Here is a 21,409-nt window from a genome sequence, read left to right on the forward strand (position 1 = left end):
TCAGGCATAGTCCGGCAGCGGATATTCGCCCTGTTTGCCGATCAGATGGGTGAGCAGGGCGCGCGCCGGGTGCAACGGTCGCGACACCAGCACCCTCATCAGGATCTGCATGATCGCTACGCCGCGGCGGGTTTCGGGATGGCGGAGCCGCACCGATTTCTCGGTGCCCTTCTGCACCTCGGTCACCAGCGGCCGCAGTATCTGCTCGTATCGATCGAAGGCCCGCTCGAAATCCGCAGGCGCGCTGCAGAGTTCACCCGCGAGCAGGTACGCGCCGATCAGCGCGAGCGCGGTGCCCATACCGGTCATCGGCGATCCGCAGTAGGCGGCGTCGCCGAGCAGCACCACCCGGCCCTGCGACCAGCGCGGCATCCGGACCCGGGTCACCTCGTCGAAGTAGAAGTCGGGCGCCGCGGGCATGGCGTCCAGAATCGCCGGAATCACCCAGCCGTAGCCGGTCAGCCGTTCGCGAATCAGGTGCTGCTGCACCGTGATATCTCCGCGCAGGGCGGGATCGGCGGGTACCCGGGTGGAGAAGATGGCCATCGAGGTCGCCGGATCCGGATCGGGCCGCAGTGCGACCATGCTGCCCGGCACGGGCAGCACCCCGACCCAGCCGGTTTCCAGACCGGTGCCCGGCGGCGTCGGAATGGTGAAGAAGGCGATGTAGGCCCCGAGATACTCGGCGTACCGTTCCTCCGGGCCGAACACCCGTTCCCGCAGAGCCGAATGCAGTCCGTCCGCGCCGATCACCACATCGAACTCGTCCGTCGCGCCGGAGGCGAACCCGACCTTCACCCCGTCGCCGTCCTGCTCCAGCTCCTCGACCCATTCCCCGTACCGATAGTCGAGTACCCCGGATTCCGCAGGCAGATCGGCGATCTCGTCGAGCAGCACCTGATTGAGCTCGCCGCGGGCGATCTCGATATCGGCGACGATCCCCTCGCCGCCGAACATCTCCGCCAGCATCCGGGACCGCTGCCGGCCCGCCTCGTCGACGAACACCATCCCCCGCTCGTCGAGCTGCCGCTTGCGGATCCCCGGCATCAGCCCCATCCGCTCGGCCACCTTGCGGCTGGGCCCGCGCAGGTCGACGGCCTGCCCACCCGGCCGCGGGACCGGCGCCCGCTCCACGACGGTGACGGCCGCCCCGCCCCGCAACAGCTGCAACGCGACCGCGTTCCCCGCGATCCCGCCGCCACACACCAGAATTCGAACCGGCCGAGACATGCCGAACCCTCCCTCGCAGTGCTTTCGGTGAAGACGACGTTCCAGGAGTCGAGCCACGTCAGTGTTCCAGCGAATTCCCAATCGGATCAATCGATTATCCGCCGCTCCCCACGCCACACCGGCACCGGCCACCTCTCGGGCGTGCCTGTCTCCGTAGAGCTACCACCGGTCTTCGGGCGACTCCCAAAGCCCGGGGCCGGGTAGGTTGATCGGCTCGAAAGACGCAGGGCTGCTATCGGTTACGTGCCCAGCGTCGCCATCCGTACGGGTCGCCCGTCGCTCCGATCGGCGGGCGACCCCGGGGGGTCAGCGGCTGGGCCGCGGGCCGATGATGGAGGCGCGCTCCATGATCCGCACCTGCGGCCAGTAGTCGCTGGCGGCGTAGTGCTGGACCGCACGGTTGTCCCAGAAGGCGACCGTGTCGGGTTCCCAGTGCAGACGGACCTGGTGTTCGGGGGCGTCGGCGGTGCGGCACAGGCGATCGATGAGACTGCGGCTCTCGTCGAGGTCGAGGCCGTGGATGTGGTCGGCGAAAACGCGGTTGACGTAGAGGTGTTTGCGACCGGTGACCGCGTGTGTGCAGACCACGGCGTGGCGGACCGCCGGATGCTCCGCGCGCATCCTCTCCCGCTGTTCGTCGTTGAGCGTGTGGCCGAAGGCGCGCGTGAAATCGTGGACGGCGTCGAGGGTTTCGATGCGTGCGCGGGTCTCGGCGTCGAGTGCGTCGTAGGCAGCGTACATGTCGGCGAACAGGGTGTCGCCGCCGATCGCCGGAACCGAGATCGCGTGCAGGACAGCGCCCATCGAAGGCTGCTCGCGCCAGGTGACGTCGTGATGCCAGGCGTTCTCGAATCCGCTGACCTGAGCGCTCTTCTCGAACCGGACCAGCTCGGGGCAGTCGGTGTTGGAGGGGATGAAGGGGTGGACCTCGAGCTCGCCGAAGCGGCGCGCGAAGGCCACGTGCCGCTGCGGGGTGAGCGGCTGGTCACGGAAGAACAGCACCTTGTACTCGTGCAGCGCCCGCCGCACCTCGGCGATCACCGCGTCCGGCTGCTCTCGGGTCAGATCGATGCCGGAGATCTCGGCGCCCAGCGTGGCACCCACCGGGCGGGCGTCGAAACTCTGCCAGCGCAGCCCGGCCAGCCGGTCGCGTTCGGCGGCGAGGTGGGTGAACGGGCCCGACCACACCGGATATCCAGGGAGCTGAACGGTTCGGGGCGCGATACCGGTGGCGGGGTCTTTGTCGGCGATCACAGTCATGACGGTCTTCCTTCGCTGATCGAATGGACTGTAGTCAATTGACTACACCTGATGTGCGCTACTGTAGTCGCATGACTACACCCGCCGCAAGGACTTCGCCGGACGAAGGCGGACCGCTCGGACGCGACGCCGTCGTCTCGGCCGTGCTCACCCACGCTGCCGACCTGTTCGCCGAGCGCGGCCCGGCCGCGACCTCCATCCGCGATATCGCCGACCGGGCCGGGGTCAACCACGGATTGGTCTTCCGCCACCTCGGGGCCAAGGACAAGGTGGTGACGGCCGTGCTCGATCACCTGGCCGCCGAAACCGCGGCACTCGCCGCGGCGGGCGTGCTCTCACCGGACGACCCGCGCCTGCGCCGGCACTGGAGTGTGCTGGCCCGTGCGATCCTCGACGGCTACCCGGTCGGGCAGATGCAGAGCCGGTTCCCGGTCATCGAATCCCTGATCGATCAGGCTCGGACGCAGCACGCCGACGACCGGGACGCCGCCCTGGCCGTCGCGAATGTGGCCGCGTTCATGCTCGGCTGGCAGCTGTTCGAACCGTTCCTGCGCAATGCGGCCGGACTCGACGACATGCCGACCGAGCAACTGCGGCGAGCTGTCGGTACCGAGGCGGCGGCGATCCTGCGCGGTCCGCTCCCCCGCCCCGGCACCGCGAGTGAATGAGCCGGTGCGCGAACAGGTGCTGCGCGCCCGGGCTTATTGCCTGGTGAACCAGAGGTGGGTGACGGCCCTGGTGCTCATCAGGTCCGACAGGCGGTAGCCGGGCAGGGTGCCGAGGTCCTGGAACAGCCGTTCGCCGGATCCGAGCAGGATCGGGACCTGCACCACGTGCAGTTCGTCGATCAGGCCCGCCGCCAGGAACTGGCGGATGGTGCCCGCGCCACCGCCCAGGCGGACATCCTGACCCCCGGCCGCCTCGCATGCCTGCTTCAGGACGGCTTCGGGGGTGTCGGAGACGAAGTGGAAGGTGGTGCCGCCCCGCATCGCAAGCGCAGGGCGGGGGTGATGGGTCATGACGAAGGTGTCGTGGTGATACGGCGGGTTGTCGCCCCACCAGCCGGTCCAGGAGTGGTCGGGCCAGTCACCGCGGATCGGGCCGAACATATTGCGGCCCATGATGGTGGCCCCGATACCGTGGTCGCCCGCGCCGAGGAGATCGTTGTCGGCGCCGGGGTCGCCGCCGCTCTCGCCGATCATCTCGCGGCCGTATCGGGTCCGGAAGACCCAGTCGTGCAGGCGTTCTCCGCCGATCCCCAGCGGGGCGTCGGGGCCCTGATCGGGTCCGGCGGCGAAACCGTCCAGGGAGACGGCGAAATTGTGGACGCGAAGTTTCGGCATGACGCGGTCCTCTCGGGTGAGTGGGCGGCGGTTCCGCCCCTACCCTGTCATCGAACGGCCGGAAGCCGAATCGACACGCGCGGCCGGGATCAGCCGAAGAGGGTGTGGCCGATGGTGTGCCAGCCGAGCACCGAGTCGACGGCCAGGCCGCAGAACACGACGGCCAGATAGTTGTTGGACTGCAGGAACAGTCGCAGGGGCTTGACCGATTCGCCCTTGCGCACACCCGAGTACAGCTGGTGGGCCATGAGCAGGAACCAGGCGCCGGCCACCAGTGCGACGGCGGCGTAGATCACACCGGCGGCGGGGACCAGGGCGAAGGTGGCCAGGACGGTCAGCCACGTGTAGATGACGATCTGCTTGGTGACCGTCTGCTCGGTGGCGACGACCGGGAGCATCGGCACGCCCGCGGCCTTGTAGTCCTCCTTGTACCGCATGGCGAGCGCCCAGGTGTGCGGCGGCGTCCAGAAGAAGATCACCAGGAACAGCACGATGGCGGGCCAGCCGATGTTTCCGGTCACCGCGGACCAGCCGACCAGGGCGGGCATGCAGCCGGCGGCCCCGCCCCACACCACGTTCTGCGGGGTCCGGCGCTTGAGGCCGAGGGTGTAGACGAAGACGTAGAACAGGATGGTCGCCACGACCAGCGCGCCCGAGAGCAGATTGGCCTGCCACCACAGCCAGGCGAAGGAGGCCAGGCCGAGGGTGACGCCGAAGACGAAGGCATTGCGGGTGGGCACGGCCTCGCGGGCCAGCGGACGCTTGGAGGTCCGCTTCATCACCTTGTCGATGTCGGCGTCGGCGACGCAGTTGAGGGTGTTGGCGCTGGCCGCGCCCATCCAGCCGCCGAACAGGGTGACCAGGATGAGCCGGATGTCGACGTGGCCGCGGTCGGCCAGCAGCATGGTGGGAATCGTTGCGACGAGCAGCAATTCGATGACCCGGGGCTTGGTCAGCGCGATGTAGGCGAGCACCCGCCTGGCCGCCGCCGACAGCGGGCCGCTGCCCGTGACACGGTCGGCGAGCACCGCCCCGGAGGAGCCGTGAGCGCCACCCGGCTGTTGCCCAATCCCCACTGTTTCTCCTCGCACGCCGTGCATTATCCGATCCGGTCTGGAACTAGCAGCGCGCTCTGCCGATCTCCAGACACAGCCCAGTGCGGCGCGGCCACTACTACAGAGCATGGTAGACCCACGGCGACCATGCTCCCGACCAGGTCCACCCCGGCGCGGCCCGAGACCGGTTCGCGATGCGTACACCGGGTAGTCACGAACAGGTCCGGGAAACGCCACGAACCAGAGACGCGGCGGGCAGTGATTGCGGGTTCCCGTATGACCACGAAACGCCGCCCTTTAGGGTGGTTGTAGATCGGTGCGGCCGCGTCGCACCCGGATCGAACGCAGCGAATCCCCCGCCGCCCACAACCGCATCGTTGACGAGAAGGTCAGGAGAACCTCGGTCGTGTCAGTCACAGACGACATCCGCGCGCTCACTCAGCCGAACCACCCCACCGACTGGACCGATCTGGATACCAGAGCCGTCGATACGGCACGGGTCCTCGCCGCCGATGCGGTCCAGAACACCGGCAACGGCCATCCGGGCACCGCGATGAGCCTTGCCCCGCTGGCTTACACGCTGTTCCAGCGTGTGATGCGGCTGGATCCGAGTGATCCGGCCTGGGCGGGCCGCGACCGTTTCGTGCTCTCCTGCGGTCACTCCAGCCTCACCCTCTACATCCAGCTGTACCTGGCGGGCATGGGTCTCGAGCTGACCGACCTCGAGCACCTGCGCAAGTGGGGTTCGCTGACCCCGGGTCACCCGGAGTACCGCCACACCGACCACGTCGAGATCACCACCGGCCCGCTGGGCCAGGGCCTGGCGTCGGCGGTCGGCATGGCGATGGCGGCGCGGCGCGAGCGCGGGCTGTTCGATCCCGAAGCGGCACAGGGCAAGTCGCCGTTCGACCACTTCATCTACGTGGTGGCCTCCGACGGTGACATGGAGGAGGGCGTCACCTCCGAGGCGTCCTCGCTGGCGGGCACCCAGCAGCTGGGCAACCTGATCGTCTTCTACGACGACAACAAGATCTCCATCGAGGACGACACCCGCATCGCCTTCACCGAGGACACCGCCGCGCGCTACCGCGCCTACGGCTGGCACGTGCAGACCGTCGAGGGCGGCGAGGACGTGACCGGCATCGAGGCGGCCGTCGCCGCGGCGCAGGCCGTGACCGACAAGCCGTCGATCGTTCTGCTGCGCACGATCATCGGCTACCCGGCCCCGAACAAGATGAACACCGGCTCCTCGCACGGCGCCGCGCTGGGCGCCGACGAGGTCGCGGCCACCAAGAAGATCCTGGGCTTCGACCCGGAGAAGAACTTCGACGTGGACGGCGCGGTCATCGCGCACTCGCGCGGCAATGTCGCCGACCGCGCCAAGGCCGTGCGTGCCGTCTGGCAGGAGCAGTTCGACGCCTGGGCCGTCGCCAACCCGGAGCACAAGGCGCTGTTCGATCGTCTGCAGGAGCGCCGCCTGCCCGAGGGCTGGGCCGAGACCCTGCCGACCTACGAGGCGGACCCGAAGGGCATGGCCACCCGCAAGGCGTCGGGCAAGGTGCTCGCCGCGCTGGCGCCGGTGCTGCCCGAGCTGTGGGGCGGTTCGGCGGATCTGGCCGAGTCCAACAACACCACCATGCCGGGCGTGCCGTCGTTCGGCCCGGAGTCCATCTCCACCGGTGCGTGGAAGGCCAACCCGTACGGCCGCACCCTGCACTTCGGTGTGCGTGAGCACGCGATGGGCTCGATCCTGAACGGCATCGCGCTGCACGGACCGACCCGTCCGTACGGTGGCACCTTCCTGGTGTTCTCCGACTACATGCGCCCGGCCGTGCGCCTGGGCGCGCTCATGCGCACCCCGGTCACCTACGTGTGGACCCACGACTCCATCGGCCTCGGCGAGGACGGCCCGACCCACCAGCCGATCGAGCACCTCGCCGCGCTGCGCGCCATCCCGGGCCTGAACGTGGTCCGCCCCGGCGACGCCAACGAGACCACCTACGCCTGGCGCACCATCCTGGAACGCGATAGCGCCGAACGGCATTCGCACTTCCTGGTCTCCGAGCCGCCGCACCAGGACGGCCCGTCCGCGCTGGCCCTGACCCGCCAGGACCTGCCGATCCAGGAGGGCACCAGCTACGAGGGCGTCCGCAAGGGCGGCTACATCCTGGCCGAATCCTCCACCGCCGCACCGCAGGTAATCCTGATCGCCACCGGTTCGGAACTGCAGCTCGCCGTCGAGGCGCGCGCTACGCTCGAGGCACAGGGCGTCGGCACCCGCGTGGTGTCCATGCCGTGTGTGGAGTGGTTCGACGCGCAGGAGCAGTCATACCGCGACGAGGTCCTCCCGCCGTCGGTGCGGGCCCGCGTCTCGGTGGAGGCCGGTATCGCGATGCCGTGGCACCGTTTCACCGGTGACGCCGGTGAGAACGTGTCCATCGAGCACTTCGGTGCCTCGGCCGACTACAAGACGTTGTTCCGCGAGTTCGGCATCACCGCCGATGCCGTCGTCGCCGCTGCCACCCGCTCGCTTGCCAAGGTGAAGGGATAGTCCTCATGACCCAGAACGCGAACACCGCGGCCCTGTCGGCCGCCGGGGTTTCGGTGTGGCTGGACGACCTGTCGCGTGATCGCATCAAGTCCGGAAATCTCCAGGGCCTGATCGACTCTCGCAATGTCGTCGGTGTCACCACCAACCCGACCATTTTCCAGGGCGCGCTCTCCAAGGGCCACGCCTACGACGAGCAGGTCACCGAGCTCGCCGCCCGCGGGGCCGATGTGGATTCGGCCATCCGCACCATCACCACCGATGATGTGCGGGCCGCCTGCGACGTGTTCGCCGAGGTCTTCGCCGCGAGCAACGGCGTCGACGGCCGGGTTTCGATCGAGGTCGACCCGCGCCTGGCCTTCGACACGGACGGCACGGTGGCCCAGGCCATCGAGCTGTGGAAGATCGTGGACCGGCCCAACCTGTTCATCAAGATTCCTGCCACCGAGGCCGGTCTGCCGGCCATCACCCGGGTGATCTCCGAGGGCATCAGCGTGAACGTGACGCTGATCTTCTCGGTGCAGCGCTACATCTCGGTGATGGGCGCCTACCTCGACGGTCTGCGCAATGCCGCGACCGCCGGGCACGACATCGCCAAGATCCAGTCCGTCGCCTCGTTCTTCGTCTCCCGCGTGGACACCGAGATCGACAAGCGTCTGGAAGCCATCGGCACCCCGGAGGCGCTGGCGTTGCGCGGCAAGGCCGGAATCGCCAACGCGCAGTTGGCCTATGCGGCCTACCAGGATGTGTTCGACGGCGGCAAGCACACCGACGTCTACGCCAAGCTGGCGTCGGCGGGCGGCAACAAGCAGCGCGCGCTGTGGGCGTCGACCGGTGTGAAGAACCCGGAATACCCGGACACCATGTACGTCACCGACCTGGTCGCCCCCAACACGGTGAACACGCTCCCGGAGAAGACCCTCGAGGCGGTCGCCGACCACGCCGAGATCGTGCCGAACGCGGCCGTCGGCAAGGCGGCCGAGGCGCAGGCGATCTTCGATCAGCTGGTCGCGGCCGGTGTCGACCTGGACGACGTGTTCGGTGTTCTCGAGACCGAGGGCGTCGACAAGTTCGTCGCCTCCTGGCAGGAACTGCTCGCGGCCACCACCGAAAAACTGCAGGTCGCGGGAGGAAACTGACGGTGGCAGGCGCGGCGACGACGGTCGCGACGCCGAATCCGCTGCGCGATTCACGCGACAGCCGGGTTCCGCGCATCGCTGGACCGTGCAACGTGGTGATATTCGGCGCAACCGGCGATCTGTCGCGCCGCAAAGTGCTGCCGGCCATCTACGACCTGGCGAACCGGGGGCTGCTGCCCCCGGGCTTCTCGCTGGTCGGCTTCGCGCGCCGGGACTGGACCGATGAGGACTTCGCGAACCTGGTTCACGAGTCGGTGTCCTCCTCGGCCCGCACTCCCTTCCGGGAGGAGGTGTGGCAGCAGCTGAAGGCGGGTCTGCGTTTCGTTCGCGGCACCTTCGAGGACGACGCGGCCTTTCACAAGCTGGCCACCACCCTCAAGGATCTGGATCGGGATCGCGGGACCGGCGGCAATACCGCCTTCTACCTGTCGATCCCGCCCAGTGACTTCCCGATCGTGCTCGAACAGCTGTCGAAGAACGGACTGGCCAAGCCCTCGGATTCGCCTGCGGGACAGCCCGATCCGTGGCGGCGGGTGGTGATCGAGAAGCCCTTCGGGCACGACCTGAAGAGCGCCCAGGAGCTCAATGCCCTGGTGAACACGGTGTTCCCGGAGCGTTCGGTGTTCCGCATCGACCACTACCTGGGCAAGGAGACGGTGCAGAACATTCTGGCGCTGCGCTTCGCCAACCAGCTGTGGGATCCCATCTGGAACGCCAACTATGTGGACCATGTGCAGATCACCATGGCCGAGGACATCGGCCTGGGTGGTCGCGCCGGCTACTACGACGGCATCGGCGCGGCCCGCGACGTCATCCAGAACCACCTGCTGCAGCTGCTGGCGCTGACGGCCATGGAAGAGCCGGTGAGCTTCCAGCCCAAGCAGCTGCAGATCGAGAAGATCAAGGTGCTCTCGGCGACGAAACTCGTCGAGCCGCTGGACGAGACGACGGCGCGCGGCCAGTACACCGCGGGCTGGCAGGGCAGTGAGCCGGTGGTGGGCCTGCTGCAGGAGGAGGGTTTCGACCCCAACTCCCGCACCGAGACCTACGCGGCCATCACCCTGGCCGTGGAGACCCGCCGCTGGGCGGGCGTGCCGTTCTATCTGCGCACCGGAAAACGGCTGGGCCGCCGCGTCACCGAGATCGCGGTGGTGTTCAAGCGGGCCCCGCACCTGCCCTTCGACCAGACCATGACCGAGGAGCTCGGTCAGAACGCGCTGGTCATCCGGGTGCAGCCGGATGAGGGCATCACCATGCGATTCGGGTCCAAGGTGCCCGGGTCGTCGATGGAGGTGCGCGACGTGAACATGGACTTCAGCTACGGCGAGGCCTTCACCGAGGACTCCCCCGAGGCCTACGAGCGGCTCATCCTGGACGTGCTGCTCGGGGTGCCGTCGCTGTTCCCGGTCAACGAGGAGGTCGAATTGTCCTGGCGCATCCTCGATCCCGCGCTCGCGCACTGGGCCGAGATCGGCAAGCCCGACCCGTACGAGGCGGGCGGCTGGGGCCCGGAATCCGCCGACGAGATGCTCGCGCGCAGCGGGCGGGAATGGCGGCGGCCGTGATCATCGACATGCCCGACACCGACACCCGCGAGGTGTCGAAACGTCTTGTGCAGCTGCGGGAATCCAATGGCGTGGTGACCATGGGGCGAGTGCTCACCCTGGTGGTGTGCACGCTGGACAGCTCCGAGGCCGAGGACGCCATCGACGCCGCCAACGACGCCAGCCGGGAGCACCCGTGCCGGGTGATCGTGCTGGCGCGCGGTGACCGCATGGCTCCGACCCGGCTGGATGCGCAGATCCGCGTCGGCGGTGACGCCGGGGCGGCCGAGGTGATAGTGCTTCGGCTGCAAGGGGATCTGGTGCCGCACGAGTCGAGTGTGGTGATCCCGTTCCTGCTGCCCGACACCCCCGTGGTGGCGTGGTGGCCGCGGGGCGCGCCGGAGTTCCCGTCCAAGGATTCGGTGGGCCGCCTGGCGACCCGCCGCATCACCGACGCGACCTTCGCCTCGGATCCGCAGGAGACCATCAAGGGCCGGCGGCAGTCCTACGCACCCGGCGACACCGATCTGGCGTGGAGCCGGGTCACCTACTGGCGGGCGCTGCTGGCGGCGGCGCTGGACGAGGCTCCGTTCGAACCCGTTGAGTCCGTGACGATTTCGGGCCTGCAGGAAGAGCCGGCGCTCGACATGCTGGCGGGCTGGCTGGCCGCGCGGCTGGACTGCCCGGTATTGCGGCGCACCGGCGAACTCAAGGTGGAGATGCACCGGCCCACGGTGTCGATCTCCATTGCGCGTCCACAGCACGGCCGCACCGCGACGCTCACCCGGACCGGGGAACCCGAACAGCATTTCGCGCTGGCCCGTCGCGAGACCAAGGACTGCCTGGCCGAGGAACTGCGCCACCTCGACGCGGACGACATCTACGCCGAGGCCCTCACCGGAATCGAAAGGGTGACCTATGTCTGAGCCCGCCGTCGAAACCTTCCCCACCACCGACGAACTCGTGCAGGCCGCGGCCGCGAAGTTCGTCGCCCAGGTGGTGGAGGCGCAGCGTCTGCGCGGCTCCGCCTCGGTGGTCCTGACCGGTGGCGGCACCGGTATCGCCCTGCTGGAATGGGTCCGCAAGGCCCCCGGCGACATCGACTGGTCCAAACTCGACGTCTTCTGGGGCGACGAGCGTTTCGTCCCCACCGGCGACGCCGAACGCAACGAACTCCAGGCCCGCCAGGCCCTGCTGGACCATGTCCCGGTCGACCCGGCCCGCGTGCATCCCACCGAGACCTCCAGCGGCGACTACCCCGACCCGCTCGAGGCCGCCGGCGAGTACTCGGCCACCGTCCACGCCCACCTGGCCGAACACGGCGCCTTCGACCTGCACCTGCTGGGCATGGGCGGTGAGGGCCACATCAATTCGCTGTTCCCCCACACCGCCGCCACCCGCGAGGAACACGAACTGGTTGTGGCCGAAACCAATTCGCCCAAGCCACCCGCGGTCCGCATCACCCTGACCCTCCCCGCCATCCGCAAGTCCCGTCACGTGATGCTCATCGTCTCCGGCGAGGCCAAGGCCGCCGCGGTAGCCGCCGCGCTGAGCGGAGCGTCCCCCCTGGACATACCGGCCGCCGGCGCGATCGGCACCGAATCCACCACGTGGCTCCTCGACGAGACCGCCGCCACCGACCTTTCCCACTGAACTCGGCCCTGCACAGGGCAAACCGCATTGCCAACTGACCACCAGGTTTCTCGTGTCCTCGAGTCGTGACGACCGGGTCGGCTGACCCCTCAGGGAACGTGGGCGGTGCTGTCCGCATGCTCCGACAGTGCCGGTTCGGCGGGCGGGCGGTCCGCGTCGGCGAGCCGCAGGACCGTCTCGAAACCCGTTGCAAGGCAGTCGGTCAGCAGGGCGGGGTCGGGAACGGCAGCGGTGTCGGTGTTGATACCGACGCAGCAGATGCCGGCATGGGTGGTGAGGGTGATGTTGAAGGCGGTGCCGATGGTGGGGCCGAAGGCGTACATGCGGTCTATGCGGGCGCCGGCGAAGTAGAGGGGAACCGGAGAGCCGGGCACATCGGAGGCGACGAAATCGATGTGCTTGAGCATGCCGGTGACGAACGTGACGGGGAGGCGGTTCAGAGCAGCCGCGATCGCGCCGGAGAGCGGGATGGCGGGTTCCCGGCGCTCACCGGCGATGGCGGTGTCGAGGGTGCGCATCAGGTCGGCGGTTTCGGGGATACCGAGCGGGAGTGCGAAGCGGAGCAGCGTGATTCGGTTACCGCCGAGCGGGTCGTCGGGGCGGCGCAGGCTGACGGGCATGGTCAGGCGCAGATGATCGACGCCGGTGCCCAGACGGCCGTGATAGGTACGCAGGCCGATCAGCACCGCGGCGAGGAAGGCATCATTCATGGTGCAGTCGGCGGCGTGGGCGGCACGGTGCAGGTCATCGGCTGGGACGTCCAGCACCATGAGGTGGCGGCCGAGGCCGCGCCCGGTCATCACCGGGGACAGGGTCGCGGTCACCGGGCTGACCAACCGGGCCACCGAGGCCGCCAGGTTCACACCGTCGCGCACGGCGCGCACCGGGTTCGACAGCGCGCGCCGGGCGAGAGCCGGCACGCCGGACAGCCCCGCACGGGCCAGCGCGACGCCGACGCTCCAGTTCCAGGCCGCGATATCACGGAGCCCGCCGCCGGGTCCGGCCGGAATCTCGGGCAGCGCCCCGCGGTCGGAGCCGGCCCGGTCGAAGTCGAGGATCTCGGTGGCCAAGCGGATTCCGCCGATGCCGTCGGTGAGGCTGTGATGCAGGGTCAGCACCACCGCGCTTCCCCCGCCGGACATGCCGTTCAGCACGGTCATCCGCCACAGCGGGCGGATCGGATCGAAGGCTGTCATCGCCTCGGTGCCCGCGAACTCGAGCACGGTGGCCAGATCCGCCGGCCGAACCAGCGCCGCCCGGCGCAGGTGCCAGTGCACGTCGAAGTGCGGGTCGTCGGCCCAGCGCGGCGGTGCCAGCCCGAACGGCACCGGCACCGGCCGCTGCCGCAGTTTGGGCACCACCCGGGTGGTGCGATCGACGATGCGCACCAGGCGATCCCACTCGGGCTCGGTGTCCAGCAGCAGCACCGTGACGATTGTCGAGCGGAGCACCGGGTCCTGTTCCATGCTCCATGTGAACAGATCCGACTGCGACATGTGAGTTTCCCGTGGCCCCATCGCCGATCACCTCGAACGCCTTGCCTCGCGTACCGCGCGGCATCCGGTTCCCATCTGAGGACGCTATCGCGGGTCCCGGCGAGCAAATAGGGTCCATCGCCGACGACCGCATGGGCTAAAGACACCTGACCCACGGACCACGACACCACCCGGCTGCCGGGGCCGGCCACCGGCTCGAGCCGTGCGTGAGCCGACGCCCCGGGTTCGGAATCGGGTAGTTCACTACTCGCGAACTCGGGGCCGGATCAGCCTAGCGTCGGGCGCAGGCGTCGAAAGGTTCGGCGTGTGAAGGGGAAGCGATGATCGACATCATCACTCTGCGGGGTACCGGGGAGCAGCGGAACAGCGACGGGACGCCGGCGGGCATGCTGCACGATGTCGCCAAGCTGCTGGATACGGGGAAGTTCCAGTGTTTCGAGCCGGATTGGCCGGCTTCGATCGGGCCGGATCCGGATACGTGGGGACCGTCGCTGGACACCTCGGTGCGGTTGGGGGTGGCGGCGGGGGTCAAGGCGTTGCAGGATTCGCCGAATCTGTGTGGGCTGATGAGTTATTCGCTGGGCGGGATCGTGGCGAGCACGATTCTGCAGGGGGTGCGCGCCGGTATCTACACCAATGTCGACGGGTCGCCGTTGGAGATCGCGTTCGTGGTGAATATCGCCAATCCGATGCGGCGGGCGGGGCAGTCGGTCGGGAATCTGTGCCCGGCAACGACGTACGGGCTGCACGGGCAGCGGGGGGCATGGCCGCTGGGGATGGATGTGCGGGAGTACGCGAATCCCGGCGACATCATCACCGCCTCCCCCGCCGATTCGCCGCTGCGGGCCATCGATACCGCGATTTCGCCGTTCTCGCTGGTCGAGGGGGCACGGATCGGGAATCTGACACCGGTGATCTTCCACGAACTGCTGGAGTTCCTGATGCAGAATCCGGTGGCGAACCTGAATCGGTACGAGGCGGCGGTACGGGGGCTGATCGGGTATCTGACGCCGTGGCCGGACGGGCAGCACGTGCGGTATTCCGGGCACAATATGCCGGGCACGGGCATGCTGTGGACGACCCATGCGGCGGAGTACCTCAACGCGAACTTCTGAGACGTCGCAGCCGGGAGTTGGCGTCGAACTGCCGTGCGCCGGTGACAGATTGCCGGTTCTCAGTGCGAATTATCCTGTGCCGGTGCAGTTTCCCGCCAGACATCGGGCGGCACCACGACACGGGAGCGGCCGTGGCGGTCGAGGATGCGGCCGAGCAGTTTCTCGTGCCGCAGGGTGATGGTGCGTTGGGTGACCATGAGCTCGGGATGCAGTGTGGCGATCTGGTTTTCGAAGCGAGTGACCTCGGCGACCGAGTGCAGTCCGGCCTGCAGCACCAGATTGTGGGTGCCGCTGACGGCGGCGCAGTTGCGGGTCTGCGGGAGCCGGATGAGCCCGTAACCGATCTCGGGCAGCGCGGCGGTGGGCGCGGTCGCCCAGAAGGTGACCGCGACCGGCCAGCCGCCCAGCGGGCGCGCGAAATCGCAGCGGAAGCTGAGCAGTCCGAGCCGGGTGAGCTCGTCGATACGGCGTTTGACGGTGGAGGCACTGGTGTCGAGGGCGGCGGCGAGGACGCTGTGCGCGGCGCGGCCGTCGCGGGCCAGTGCGCCGATGAGGGCCCGGTCCAGCGGGGTGACGCGGCGGCCGCGGTCGGACCCGGCCGGGGCCGGCGGGGTGCGCAGCTGGTCGCGCTGGCCTGGGGCGAGGGCGTCGATGCGCCAGGTACCGCCCTCGGCGAACCAGTGGGTCACGATGCGGGTGCGCACCGCCGCGATGTGCGGGACGGCGGGCAGCACGTCGAGGGTGTAGCGCGACATCTGCCCGAAATCGCCGGTGGCCACGGTGGCGAGAATGCGATTGCTGCCGCCCGCGCGTTCCAGGGTGAGCATGTGCGGATGCGCGGCCAGGGTGGCGACCACCGCATCGGTCTGCCCTGCGGCGCAATCGATGTCGACGAAAGCGGCGCACAGCAGATCGAACACCGCCGGGCCGGGTGAGACACTGATCCAGGCCTCGCCGCGGTCACTGAGCCGTTGCCAGCGGCGGGCCACGGTCACCGGATCCACGCCGAGCACCCGCCCCAGGTCGGTCCACGACGCCCGGGGCCGCAACTGCAGGGCGTGGATGAGCGCGAGCTCCTCCTCGGTCAGCAGCCTGACGTCATCCTGCACGGTCCGAAACTCCCTGCTCGTATCCTGCGATTCACCGGTGTCCGATGCCCAGTCTCGCACAATCGCAGTGTCGCTTTCGGCAGAGACGGAACTGGAGAGTGCGTCGTGGCATTCGGTGATTTTCAGAACGAGATCTACTTCAACGGGTTGCGCGGGGTGGTGCCCGCGCTGCCGGTGAGCTTCGCGGAGCTGGCCGAGCGGGCGCAGGCCGCGCTGCCGCCGTCGGTGTGGTCGTATGTGGCGGGCGGCGCGGGCGACGAGCGCACCCAGCGGGCCAATGTGGCGGCGTTCGATCGGTGGGGCGTGATTCCGCGCATGTTCGTGGGCGCCAAGCAGCGTGACCTGTCGGTGGAATTGTTCGGAAGCACCTGGCCCGCACCGGTTTTCATGGCGCCGGTGGGTGTGATCGGCCTGTGCGCGCAGGACGGGCACGGTGATCTGGCGACCGCGCGGGCCGCGGCGCGCACCAGCGTCCCCATGGTGGCGTCCACGCTGAGCGTGGATCCGATGGAGGACGTGGCGGCCGAATTCGGTGACACCCCCGGCTTTTTCCAGCTCTACACGCCCACCGACCGGGATCTGGCCGCCAGCCTGGTGGAGCGGGCCGAGCGGGCGGGGTTCAAGGGCATCGTGGTCACCCTCGACACCTGGGTGACCGGCTGGCGGCCGCGCGATCTGTCCACCGGTAATTTCCCGCAGCTGCGCGGGCACTGCCTGGCCAACTATTTCACCGATCCGGTGTTTCGGGCGAGCCTGGCGCAGTCGCCGGAGCAGGATCCGCAGTCGGCCATCCTGCGCTGGATCCAGGTCTTCGGCAATCCACTGACCTGGGCGGATCTGCCGTGGCTGCGCTCGCTGACCACGCTGCCGCTGATCGTGAAGGGCATCTGCCACCCCGAGGACGCGCGTCGCGCCCGGGATCTGGGCGTGGACGGCATCTACTGCTCCAATCACGGTGGCCGCCAGGCCAATGGCGGGCTCCCGGCACTGGACATGCTGCCCGAGGTGGTGGCCGCCGCCGAGGGGCTGCCGGTGCTGTTCGATTCCGGGGTGCGCTCGGGCGCGGACATCATCAAGGCGCTGGCGCTGGGCGCGTCCGCGGTCGGCATCGGCCGCCCCTACGCCTACGGGCTGACGCTGGGCGGCGCGGACGGCATCGTGCACGTGCTGCGCACGCTGCTCGCGGAGGCGGATCTGATCATGGCGGTGGACGGGTATCCGGCGCTGAAGGATCTGACGCCCGACGCACTGCGCGCGGTCTCGGTCTAGCTCGTCAGTGCTCGATGCGGGGGAAGGGGCGGACGGATTCGAGGGCGTAGGCGAGTTCGAGCAGGGTGCGTTCGTCGCCGTGGAGCGCGGAGAACATTATCCCGATGGGGAGATCGGACTCGGACGCTCCCATCGGGAGCGAAAGGGCCGGGGCCCCGGTCACGTTCGCGAACGGCGTGTAGGTGACATAGTCCAGCAGGCGGCCGAACACCTCGTCGAAGGGCTGATCGGGGCTCAGGTAGCCCAGGCGGGGTGTGAGGCTCGCCAGCACCGGGGACACCACGAGTTCGACGTCGTGGAAGGAGGCCGCGTAGGCGCGGCGGAGGCGCGAAAGCCGGTACAGCACAGCGGGTGAGCGCAGGGCGGAGCCGTGGAAGCGGGCGGCCAGGCCACGGGTGAAGGGATCGAGGCGGGCGGGGTCGAAGGACCGGCCGAAGCTCAGTTTGCCGGTGTGGCTGCCCAGGAAGGCCAGCATCGCCCAGTAGGTGGCGAAATCCTCGGCGAAGCCCCGGTCCACCGGGTAAGGGATGGGCCGCACCTCGTGGCCGAAGCCCTCCAGCAGCGTGACGGTCTCTTCGAGAACCGTGCGAATCTGCGGGTCCAGGGTTGCCCCGGTGATGGGATCGCTGAGGAGGCCGATACGCAGCCGCCGCTGGGCGGGCCCCTCGACGAGCCCGATCGGCGGCAGCGCGGGATTGCGCCAGAAGCGTTCGGCCGCCGCGAAATAGGTGGCGGTATCGCGGACCGTGCGGGTGAGCACGCCCTCGGAGACCAGGTTGATCGGCATGGAACGAGCCTGCGGGCCGTCGATGTGACGGCCACGCGTCGGTTTCAGGCCGACCAGCCCGCAGCAGGCGGCCGGAATACGAATCGAACCGCCACCGTCGTTACCGTGCGCGATCGGCACCGCACCCGCCGCGACGAGGGCGGCCGAACCACCCGACGAGGCGCCCGAGGAGAACCCCGTGTCCCACGGATTGGGGGTCGGTTCGGCATCGACGAATTCGGTGGTGGCGTTCAACCCGAACTCGGGCAGGGTGCTCTTCCCGAGCACGGTCACACCGGTGCCCAGAAACTGTTTCGCGAAGGGTCCGTGCGCCTTCGCCGGCCGGGCCCGCCAGGCCGCACTGCCGTGCTGGGTCGGCAGCCCGGCCACGTCGGTGTTGTCCTTCACGAAGGCCGGCACGCCGTACAGCAGCGCCTCCCGATCCCCCGAGACCAGCGGCGTATCCGCCTCCACCACAACCGCGTGCAACACCGGATCCACCTGCGCCACCCGCTCCCGGGCCGCCTTGGCGACCTCGGCCGCGCTCAACTCACCGCTGCGGATCAGCGCGGCAATGGCCACCCCGTCATGCTCGCCGAGCGCGTCATCGCCGAAAGCGTGAACTCGAACTGCCATGAACCGGGCCTCCTGGTCGACAACACCCGATATCTGCCCGACGGTACGCCTCTCACTGGACACACGAACAGCAGGATCCTCGAATCGACCGGTGACCGGGCCCGGTGTCCCGGGCCACCGGTCCGGTCGGGTTACGCCGGGAGGCCGAGGCTCTTCAGGGCGTCGGTGAGGAAGGTGTTGACCGCCTCGGGGCGCTCGAGCTGGACCAGGTGGCCCGCGGCCGGGACTTCGACGACCTCGCGGAGATCGGGGACGTTGGCGCGCAGGGTGGCCAGGGGGTCGCGGCCGCTGAAGCCCTCCATGTCGGGGTCGTTCTGGCCGTAGAGGAAGAAGGTGGGGACTTCGACCTTGGCGTCGGCGTAGGCGGCGGTGAGTTCCCAGTTGCGGTCGAGGTTTCGGTACCAGTTGAGGCCGCCGGTGAAGCCGGTGCGCTCGAAATCCTGGACCAGGGTGTCGAATTCGGCTTCCGAGAGCCACGGCCAGGGCAGGGCCGGCGCCTGCGGGAGGACGTCGAGGTAGCCGAGGCCGGGCGGGTTCTTCCAGGTGTCGAGGTAGTGGTAGTCGCCGGAGAGCGAGTAGTAGACGCGGGCCAGGAAGCCGCGCGGGTCCGCGGCGAGTTCGGCGTCGGCGATGCCTGGGGTCTGGAAGTAGGACAGGTGCAGGAAGTGGCGTTCGGCCGCCTTCGTCCAGAAGGCCGACGGGGCGCGCGGCGGGCGCGGGGCGAACGGGTTGTTCAGGACCATGGCGGCGGCCACGCGCTCGGGGGCGCGCAGGCTCAGCTCCCACACCAGCTGGGCGCCGAAGTCGAGGCCGACGAAGACCGCCTGCTCCGCGCCGATGTCGTCGAGCAGAGCCATGAGGTCGCCGACGACGGCGGCGTTGGTGTAGGCCTCCGGGTCGGCGGGCGCCTCGGTGCGGCCGTATCCGCGCAGGTCGGGGGCGAGGGCACGGTAGCCGGCCGCGGCGACGGCGTCGAGCTGGTGGTGCCACATGAACCAGGTGTGCGGAAACCCGTGACAGAAGACGACCGGGAAGCCCTCGCCCTGATCCGCGACGTGCATGCGGACCTCTCCGGTGTCGATCGTCCGATGCGTCAGTTCCACTCCGCCTCCAATTTCTAGAACACGTTCCTATTTCAAGGTAATGTCCAGAGGTCGTGAGCGAAATACCCAAGATTCTCGCCGGAAAGGTCGCGGTGGTGACCGGCGCCAGCCGCGGCATCGGCAAGGGCATCGCCCTGGAGCTGGGCGCGGCCGGGGCGACCGTGTACGTCACCGGGCGCACCGTCACGGCCGGGCACCTGCCGGGCACCGTGACCGGGACCGCCGCCGAGATCGACGCCCTGGGCGGGATCGGGGTGCCGGTGGTCTGTGATCACCGTGACGACGCGGCCGTGGAGAAGCTGTTCGCGCAGGTGCGCGACGAGCGGGGCCGGCTCGACGTGCTGGTCAACAATGTCTACAACTCCCCCGCGTCGGCGCGCTGGATCGGCCGCAAGTTCTGGGAGGTGCCGCCGAAGGCATGGGACGAGGGCTTCGATATCGGCGTCCGCTCCCATTACGTGGCAAGCGTTTTCGCCGCGCCGCTGCTCATCGAATCGCAGGGCCTGATCGTGAGCGTGTCCTCCCCCGGCGCGATCCGCCAGATGCACAACGCGGTCTACGGCGTCGGCAAGGCCGCCGTGGACCGGCTCACCGCCGACATGGCGCACGACCTCGACGGCACCGGCGCGACCGCGGTCTCGATCTGGCCGGGCATCGTGAACACCGAACTGCTGCAGATGGTTCCGGCCGACGCGCAGGGCCGCCGCCTGGTCACCCTGCCCGGCGAGGGCACCTTCGATCTCGACCAGGCCGAGACCCCGCACTTCGCCGGCCGCGCCGTGGTCGCGCTGGCCGCGGATCCGGATCGCCTGGCGCGCACCGGAAAAGCCTGGAAGGTCGCCGACCTGGCCACGGCCTACGGCTTCACCGACCTCGACGGCCGCGTCCCGCGCGCCGACTAGACATCACGAATTACGTTCCCGAAGAACAGGAGTGGACAACCCTATGCGACGCGTTTTCGTCGTCGGCGTGAACATGACGCCGTTCGTCAAGATCGGTTCCCGCGAGTGGACCTACCCGGAGATGGTCGCCGAGGCCGTGAACGGCGCGCTGAAGGACGCGGGCGTCACCTACGACCAGGTGCAGCGCGCCGCGGTCGGCTACGTCTTCCAGCCCTCGGCCGCCGGCCAGCGCGCCCTCTACGACATCGGCCTGACCGGCATCCCGATCGTCAATGTGAACAACAACTGCGCCACCGGTTCCACCGCGCTCATGTTCGCCCGCGAGTGGGTGGCCGCCGGCATCACCGAGGTGGCCCTGGCCGTCGGCTTCGAGCAGATGACCAAGGAGGCCATGGCCGGCCCGGCCACCAAGCCCAAGGTCACCACCGTCGACGCGCACCTGAAGGTGAACCAGGAGCACTTCGAGTTCTCCGCCGCGCCGATCACCACCCAGTTCTTCGGCAACGCCGCCATCGAGCATATGAAGCGCTACGGCACCACGCCCGAGCAGCTGGCGGCGGTCGCGGTCAAGAACCACGAGCACTCGACCCGGAACCCGCTGGCGCAGTTCCAGGATGCCTACACCCTCGAGCAGGTCCTCGGCGACAAGCCGGTGCACGGCCCGCTGACCCGCTCGCAGTGCTCGCCCATGTCCGACGGCGCGGCCGCCGCGGTCGTGGTGAGCGAGGAGTTCGTCAAGGCCAACGGCCTCGAGGGGCAGGCCATCGAGATCCTGGCCCAGGAGCTGGCCACCGACGACGGCACCTCCTTCTCCACCGGTTCCATGATCGACGTGGTGGGCGCGCCCATGACCCGGGCAGCGGCCTCGAAGGTGTTCTCCCGCGCGGGAATCGGCGTCGCCGACGTCGACGTGATCGAGCTGCACGACTGCTTCTCCATCAACGAGCTCATCACCTACGAGGCGCTGGGCCTGTGCGGCGAGGGCGAGTCGGGCGCGCTGATCGAGTCCGGCGCCACCACCTACGGCGGCACCTGGGTGGTCAACCCGTCGGGCGGCCTGATCTCCAAGGGCCACCCGCTCGGCGCGACCGGCCTGGCCCAGTGCACCGAATTGAGCTGGCAGCTGCGCGGACTCGCGGGCGAGCGGCAGGTCGCGGGCGCGCGCACCGCGCTGGCGCACAATCTTGGCCTGGGCGGCGCGGTGGTAGTCACCCTGTACGCGGCCCACACGGCGTGACCAT

18 protein-coding genes are annotated in these 21,409 nt (G+C 69.1%); 10 read left to right on the forward strand and 8 right to left on the reverse strand.

Features of this window, described 5'->3' with window-relative positions:
* Both ACWEKS_RS29800 and ACWEKS_RS29805 read right to left on the reverse strand, forming a co-directional pair.
* On the reverse strand, positions 1 to 1,230 hold the full coding sequence (locus tag ACWEKS_RS29800; RefSeq protein ID WP_452343152.1) for an FAD-dependent monooxygenase: 1,230 nt from the start codon (positions 1,228 to 1,230) through the stop codon (positions 1 to 3).
* A gap of 306 nt (positions 1,231 to 1,536) precedes the next feature.
* A complete protein-coding gene (locus tag ACWEKS_RS29805) occupies positions 1,537 to 2,490 on the reverse strand; it encodes a TauD/TfdA dioxygenase family protein (RefSeq protein ID WP_452343153.1) in 954 nt (317 codons plus the stop codon).
* A 71-nt stretch (positions 2,491 to 2,561) separates the two neighbouring features.
* Between ACWEKS_RS29805 and ACWEKS_RS29810 the strand changes: the two genes are divergently transcribed.
* A complete protein-coding gene (locus ACWEKS_RS29810) occupies positions 2,562 to 3,158 on the forward strand; it encodes a TetR/AcrR family transcriptional regulator (protein WP_452343154.1) in 597 nt (198 codons plus the stop codon).
* 33 nt (positions 3,159 to 3,191) lie between these two features.
* On the opposite strand, the gene ACWEKS_RS29815 is transcribed toward ACWEKS_RS29810, so the two are convergent.
* On the reverse strand, positions 3,192 to 3,833 hold the full coding sequence (locus ACWEKS_RS29815) for a dihydrofolate reductase family protein (RefSeq protein ID WP_452343155.1): 642 nt from the start codon (positions 3,831 to 3,833) through the stop codon (positions 3,192 to 3,194).
* Positions 3,834 to 3,922: 89 nt separating this feature from the next.
* Positions 3,923 to 4,861, reverse strand: a complete 939-nt coding sequence (locus tag ACWEKS_RS29820; protein ID WP_452343176.1) for a heme o synthase — start codon at positions 4,859 to 4,861, stop codon at positions 3,923 to 3,925.
* Between the two features lie 433 nt (positions 4,862 to 5,294).
* On the opposite strand from ACWEKS_RS29820, the gene tkt reads away from it, so the two are divergent.
* The 5 genes from tkt to pgl are packed head-to-tail and all read left to right on the forward strand — an operon-like array spanning position 5,295 to position 11,772.
* Complete coding sequence (gene tkt / locus ACWEKS_RS29825; RefSeq protein ID WP_452343156.1) at positions 5,295 to 7,439, forward strand: transketolase; 2,145 nt, start codon at positions 5,295 to 5,297, stop codon at positions 7,437 to 7,439.
* Positions 7,440 to 7,444: 5 nt separating this feature from the next.
* On the forward strand, positions 7,445 to 8,575 hold the full coding sequence (gene tal, locus ACWEKS_RS29830; RefSeq protein ID WP_452343157.1) for a transaldolase: 1,131 nt from the start codon (positions 7,445 to 7,447) through the stop codon (positions 8,573 to 8,575).
* Positions 8,576 to 8,577: 2 nt separating this feature from the next.
* The gene (gene zwf / locus ACWEKS_RS29835; RefSeq protein ID WP_452343158.1) at positions 8,578 to 10,140 is read left to right on the forward strand and encodes a glucose-6-phosphate dehydrogenase; all 1,563 of its coding nucleotides are present in this window, start codon (positions 8,578 to 8,580) and stop codon (positions 10,138 to 10,140) included.
* Entirely contained in the window at positions 10,137 to 11,045 is a 909-nt protein-coding gene (gene opcA / locus ACWEKS_RS29840) for a glucose-6-phosphate dehydrogenase assembly protein OpcA (protein ID WP_452343159.1), read from the forward strand. Before zwf ends, opcA begins: the two co-directional genes overlap by 4 nt.
* A complete protein-coding gene (pgl, locus tag ACWEKS_RS29845) occupies positions 11,038 to 11,772 on the forward strand; it encodes a 6-phosphogluconolactonase (RefSeq protein ID WP_452343160.1) in 735 nt (244 codons plus the stop codon). The genes opcA and pgl overlap by 8 nt, the downstream gene beginning before the upstream one ends.
* An 89-nt stretch (positions 11,773 to 11,861) precedes the next feature.
* Here pgl and ACWEKS_RS29850 read toward each other — a convergent pair whose 3' ends face one another.
* Complete coding sequence (locus tag ACWEKS_RS29850; RefSeq protein ID WP_452343161.1) at positions 11,862 to 13,268, reverse strand: wax ester/triacylglycerol synthase domain-containing protein; 1,407 nt, start codon at positions 13,266 to 13,268, stop codon at positions 11,862 to 11,864.
* Between the two features lie 320 nt (positions 13,269 to 13,588).
* Between ACWEKS_RS29850 and ACWEKS_RS29855 the strand changes: the two genes are divergently transcribed.
* Complete coding sequence (locus ACWEKS_RS29855; protein WP_452343162.1) at positions 13,589 to 14,383, forward strand: hypothetical protein; 795 nt, start codon at positions 13,589 to 13,591, stop codon at positions 14,381 to 14,383.
* 59 nt (positions 14,384 to 14,442) lie between these two features.
* On the opposite strand, the gene ACWEKS_RS29860 is transcribed toward ACWEKS_RS29855, so the two are convergent.
* The gene (locus ACWEKS_RS29860) at positions 14,443 to 15,492 is read right to left on the reverse strand and encodes an Lrp/AsnC family transcriptional regulator (RefSeq protein ID WP_452343163.1); all 1,050 of its coding nucleotides are present in this window, start codon (positions 15,490 to 15,492) and stop codon (positions 14,443 to 14,445) included.
* Positions 15,493 to 15,597: 105 nt separating this feature from the next.
* Between ACWEKS_RS29860 and ACWEKS_RS29865 the strand changes: the two genes are divergently transcribed.
* Positions 15,598 to 16,761, forward strand: a complete 1,164-nt coding sequence (locus ACWEKS_RS29865) for a lactate 2-monooxygenase (RefSeq protein ID WP_452343164.1) — start codon at positions 15,598 to 15,600, stop codon at positions 16,759 to 16,761.
* 4 nt (positions 16,762 to 16,765) lie between these two features.
* Here the strand turns inward: ACWEKS_RS29865 and ACWEKS_RS29870 are convergent, their stop codons facing one another.
* Together ACWEKS_RS29870 and ACWEKS_RS29875 are read right to left on the reverse strand one after the other, a co-directional pair.
* A complete protein-coding gene (locus ACWEKS_RS29870) occupies positions 16,766 to 18,163 on the reverse strand; it encodes an amidase (RefSeq protein WP_452343165.1) in 1,398 nt (465 codons plus the stop codon).
* A 131-nt stretch (positions 18,164 to 18,294) separates the two neighbouring features.
* Positions 18,295 to 19,266: an alpha/beta fold hydrolase gene (locus tag ACWEKS_RS29875; RefSeq protein ID WP_452343166.1), complete on the reverse strand. Its 972-nt coding sequence runs from the start codon at positions 19,264 to 19,266 to the stop codon at positions 18,295 to 18,297.
* A gap of 53 nt (positions 19,267 to 19,319) precedes the next feature.
* On the opposite strand from ACWEKS_RS29875, the gene ACWEKS_RS29880 reads away from it, so the two are divergent.
* Both ACWEKS_RS29880 and ACWEKS_RS29885 read left to right on the forward strand, forming a co-directional pair.
* Complete coding sequence (locus ACWEKS_RS29880) at positions 19,320 to 20,168, forward strand: SDR family NAD(P)-dependent oxidoreductase (protein ID WP_452343167.1); 849 nt, start codon at positions 19,320 to 19,322, stop codon at positions 20,166 to 20,168.
* Positions 20,169 to 20,211: 43 nt separating this feature from the next.
* Entirely contained in the window at positions 20,212 to 21,405 is a 1,194-nt protein-coding gene (locus tag ACWEKS_RS29885; protein ID WP_452343168.1) for a thiolase C-terminal domain-containing protein, read from the forward strand.
* The last annotated feature ends 4 nt before the right edge of the window (positions 21,406 to 21,409 follow it).

Source organism: Nocardia sp. NPDC004711, from assembly GCF_053601595.1.

Coding starts and splice junctions, on each gene's coding strand:
- ACWEKS_RS29885 (WP_452343168.1), top strand. CDS start 20,212: ATGCGACGCGTTTTCGTCGTCGGCGTGAACATGACGCCGTTCGTCAAG.
- ACWEKS_RS29800 (WP_452343152.1), bottom strand. CDS start 1,230: ATGTCTCGGCCGGTTCGAATTCTGGTGTGTGGCGGCGGGATCGCGGGG.
- tal (WP_452343157.1), top strand. CDS start 7,445: ATGACCCAGAACGCGAACACCGCGGCCCTGTCGGCCGCCGGGGTTTCG.
- ACWEKS_RS29870 (WP_452343165.1), bottom strand. CDS start 18,163: ATGGCAGTTCGAGTTCACGCTTTCGGCGATGACGCGCTCGGCGAGCAT.
- ACWEKS_RS29810 (WP_452343154.1), top strand. CDS start 2,562: ATGACTACACCCGCCGCAAGGACTTCGCCGGACGAAGGCGGACCGCTC.
- ACWEKS_RS29805 (WP_452343153.1), bottom strand. CDS start 2,490: ATGACTGTGATCGCCGACAAAGACCCCGCCACCGGTATCGCGCCCCGA.
- ACWEKS_RS29855 (WP_452343162.1), top strand. CDS start 13,589: ATGATCGACATCATCACTCTGCGGGGTACCGGGGAGCAGCGGAACAGC.
- pgl (WP_452343160.1), top strand. CDS start 11,038: ATGTCTGAGCCCGCCGTCGAAACCTTCCCCACCACCGACGAACTCGTG.
- ACWEKS_RS29850 (WP_452343161.1), bottom strand. CDS start 13,268: ATGTCGCAGTCGGATCTGTTCACATGGAGCATGGAACAGGACCCGGTG.
- ACWEKS_RS29815 (WP_452343155.1), bottom strand. CDS start 3,833: ATGCCGAAACTTCGCGTCCACAATTTCGCCGTCTCCCTGGACGGTTTC.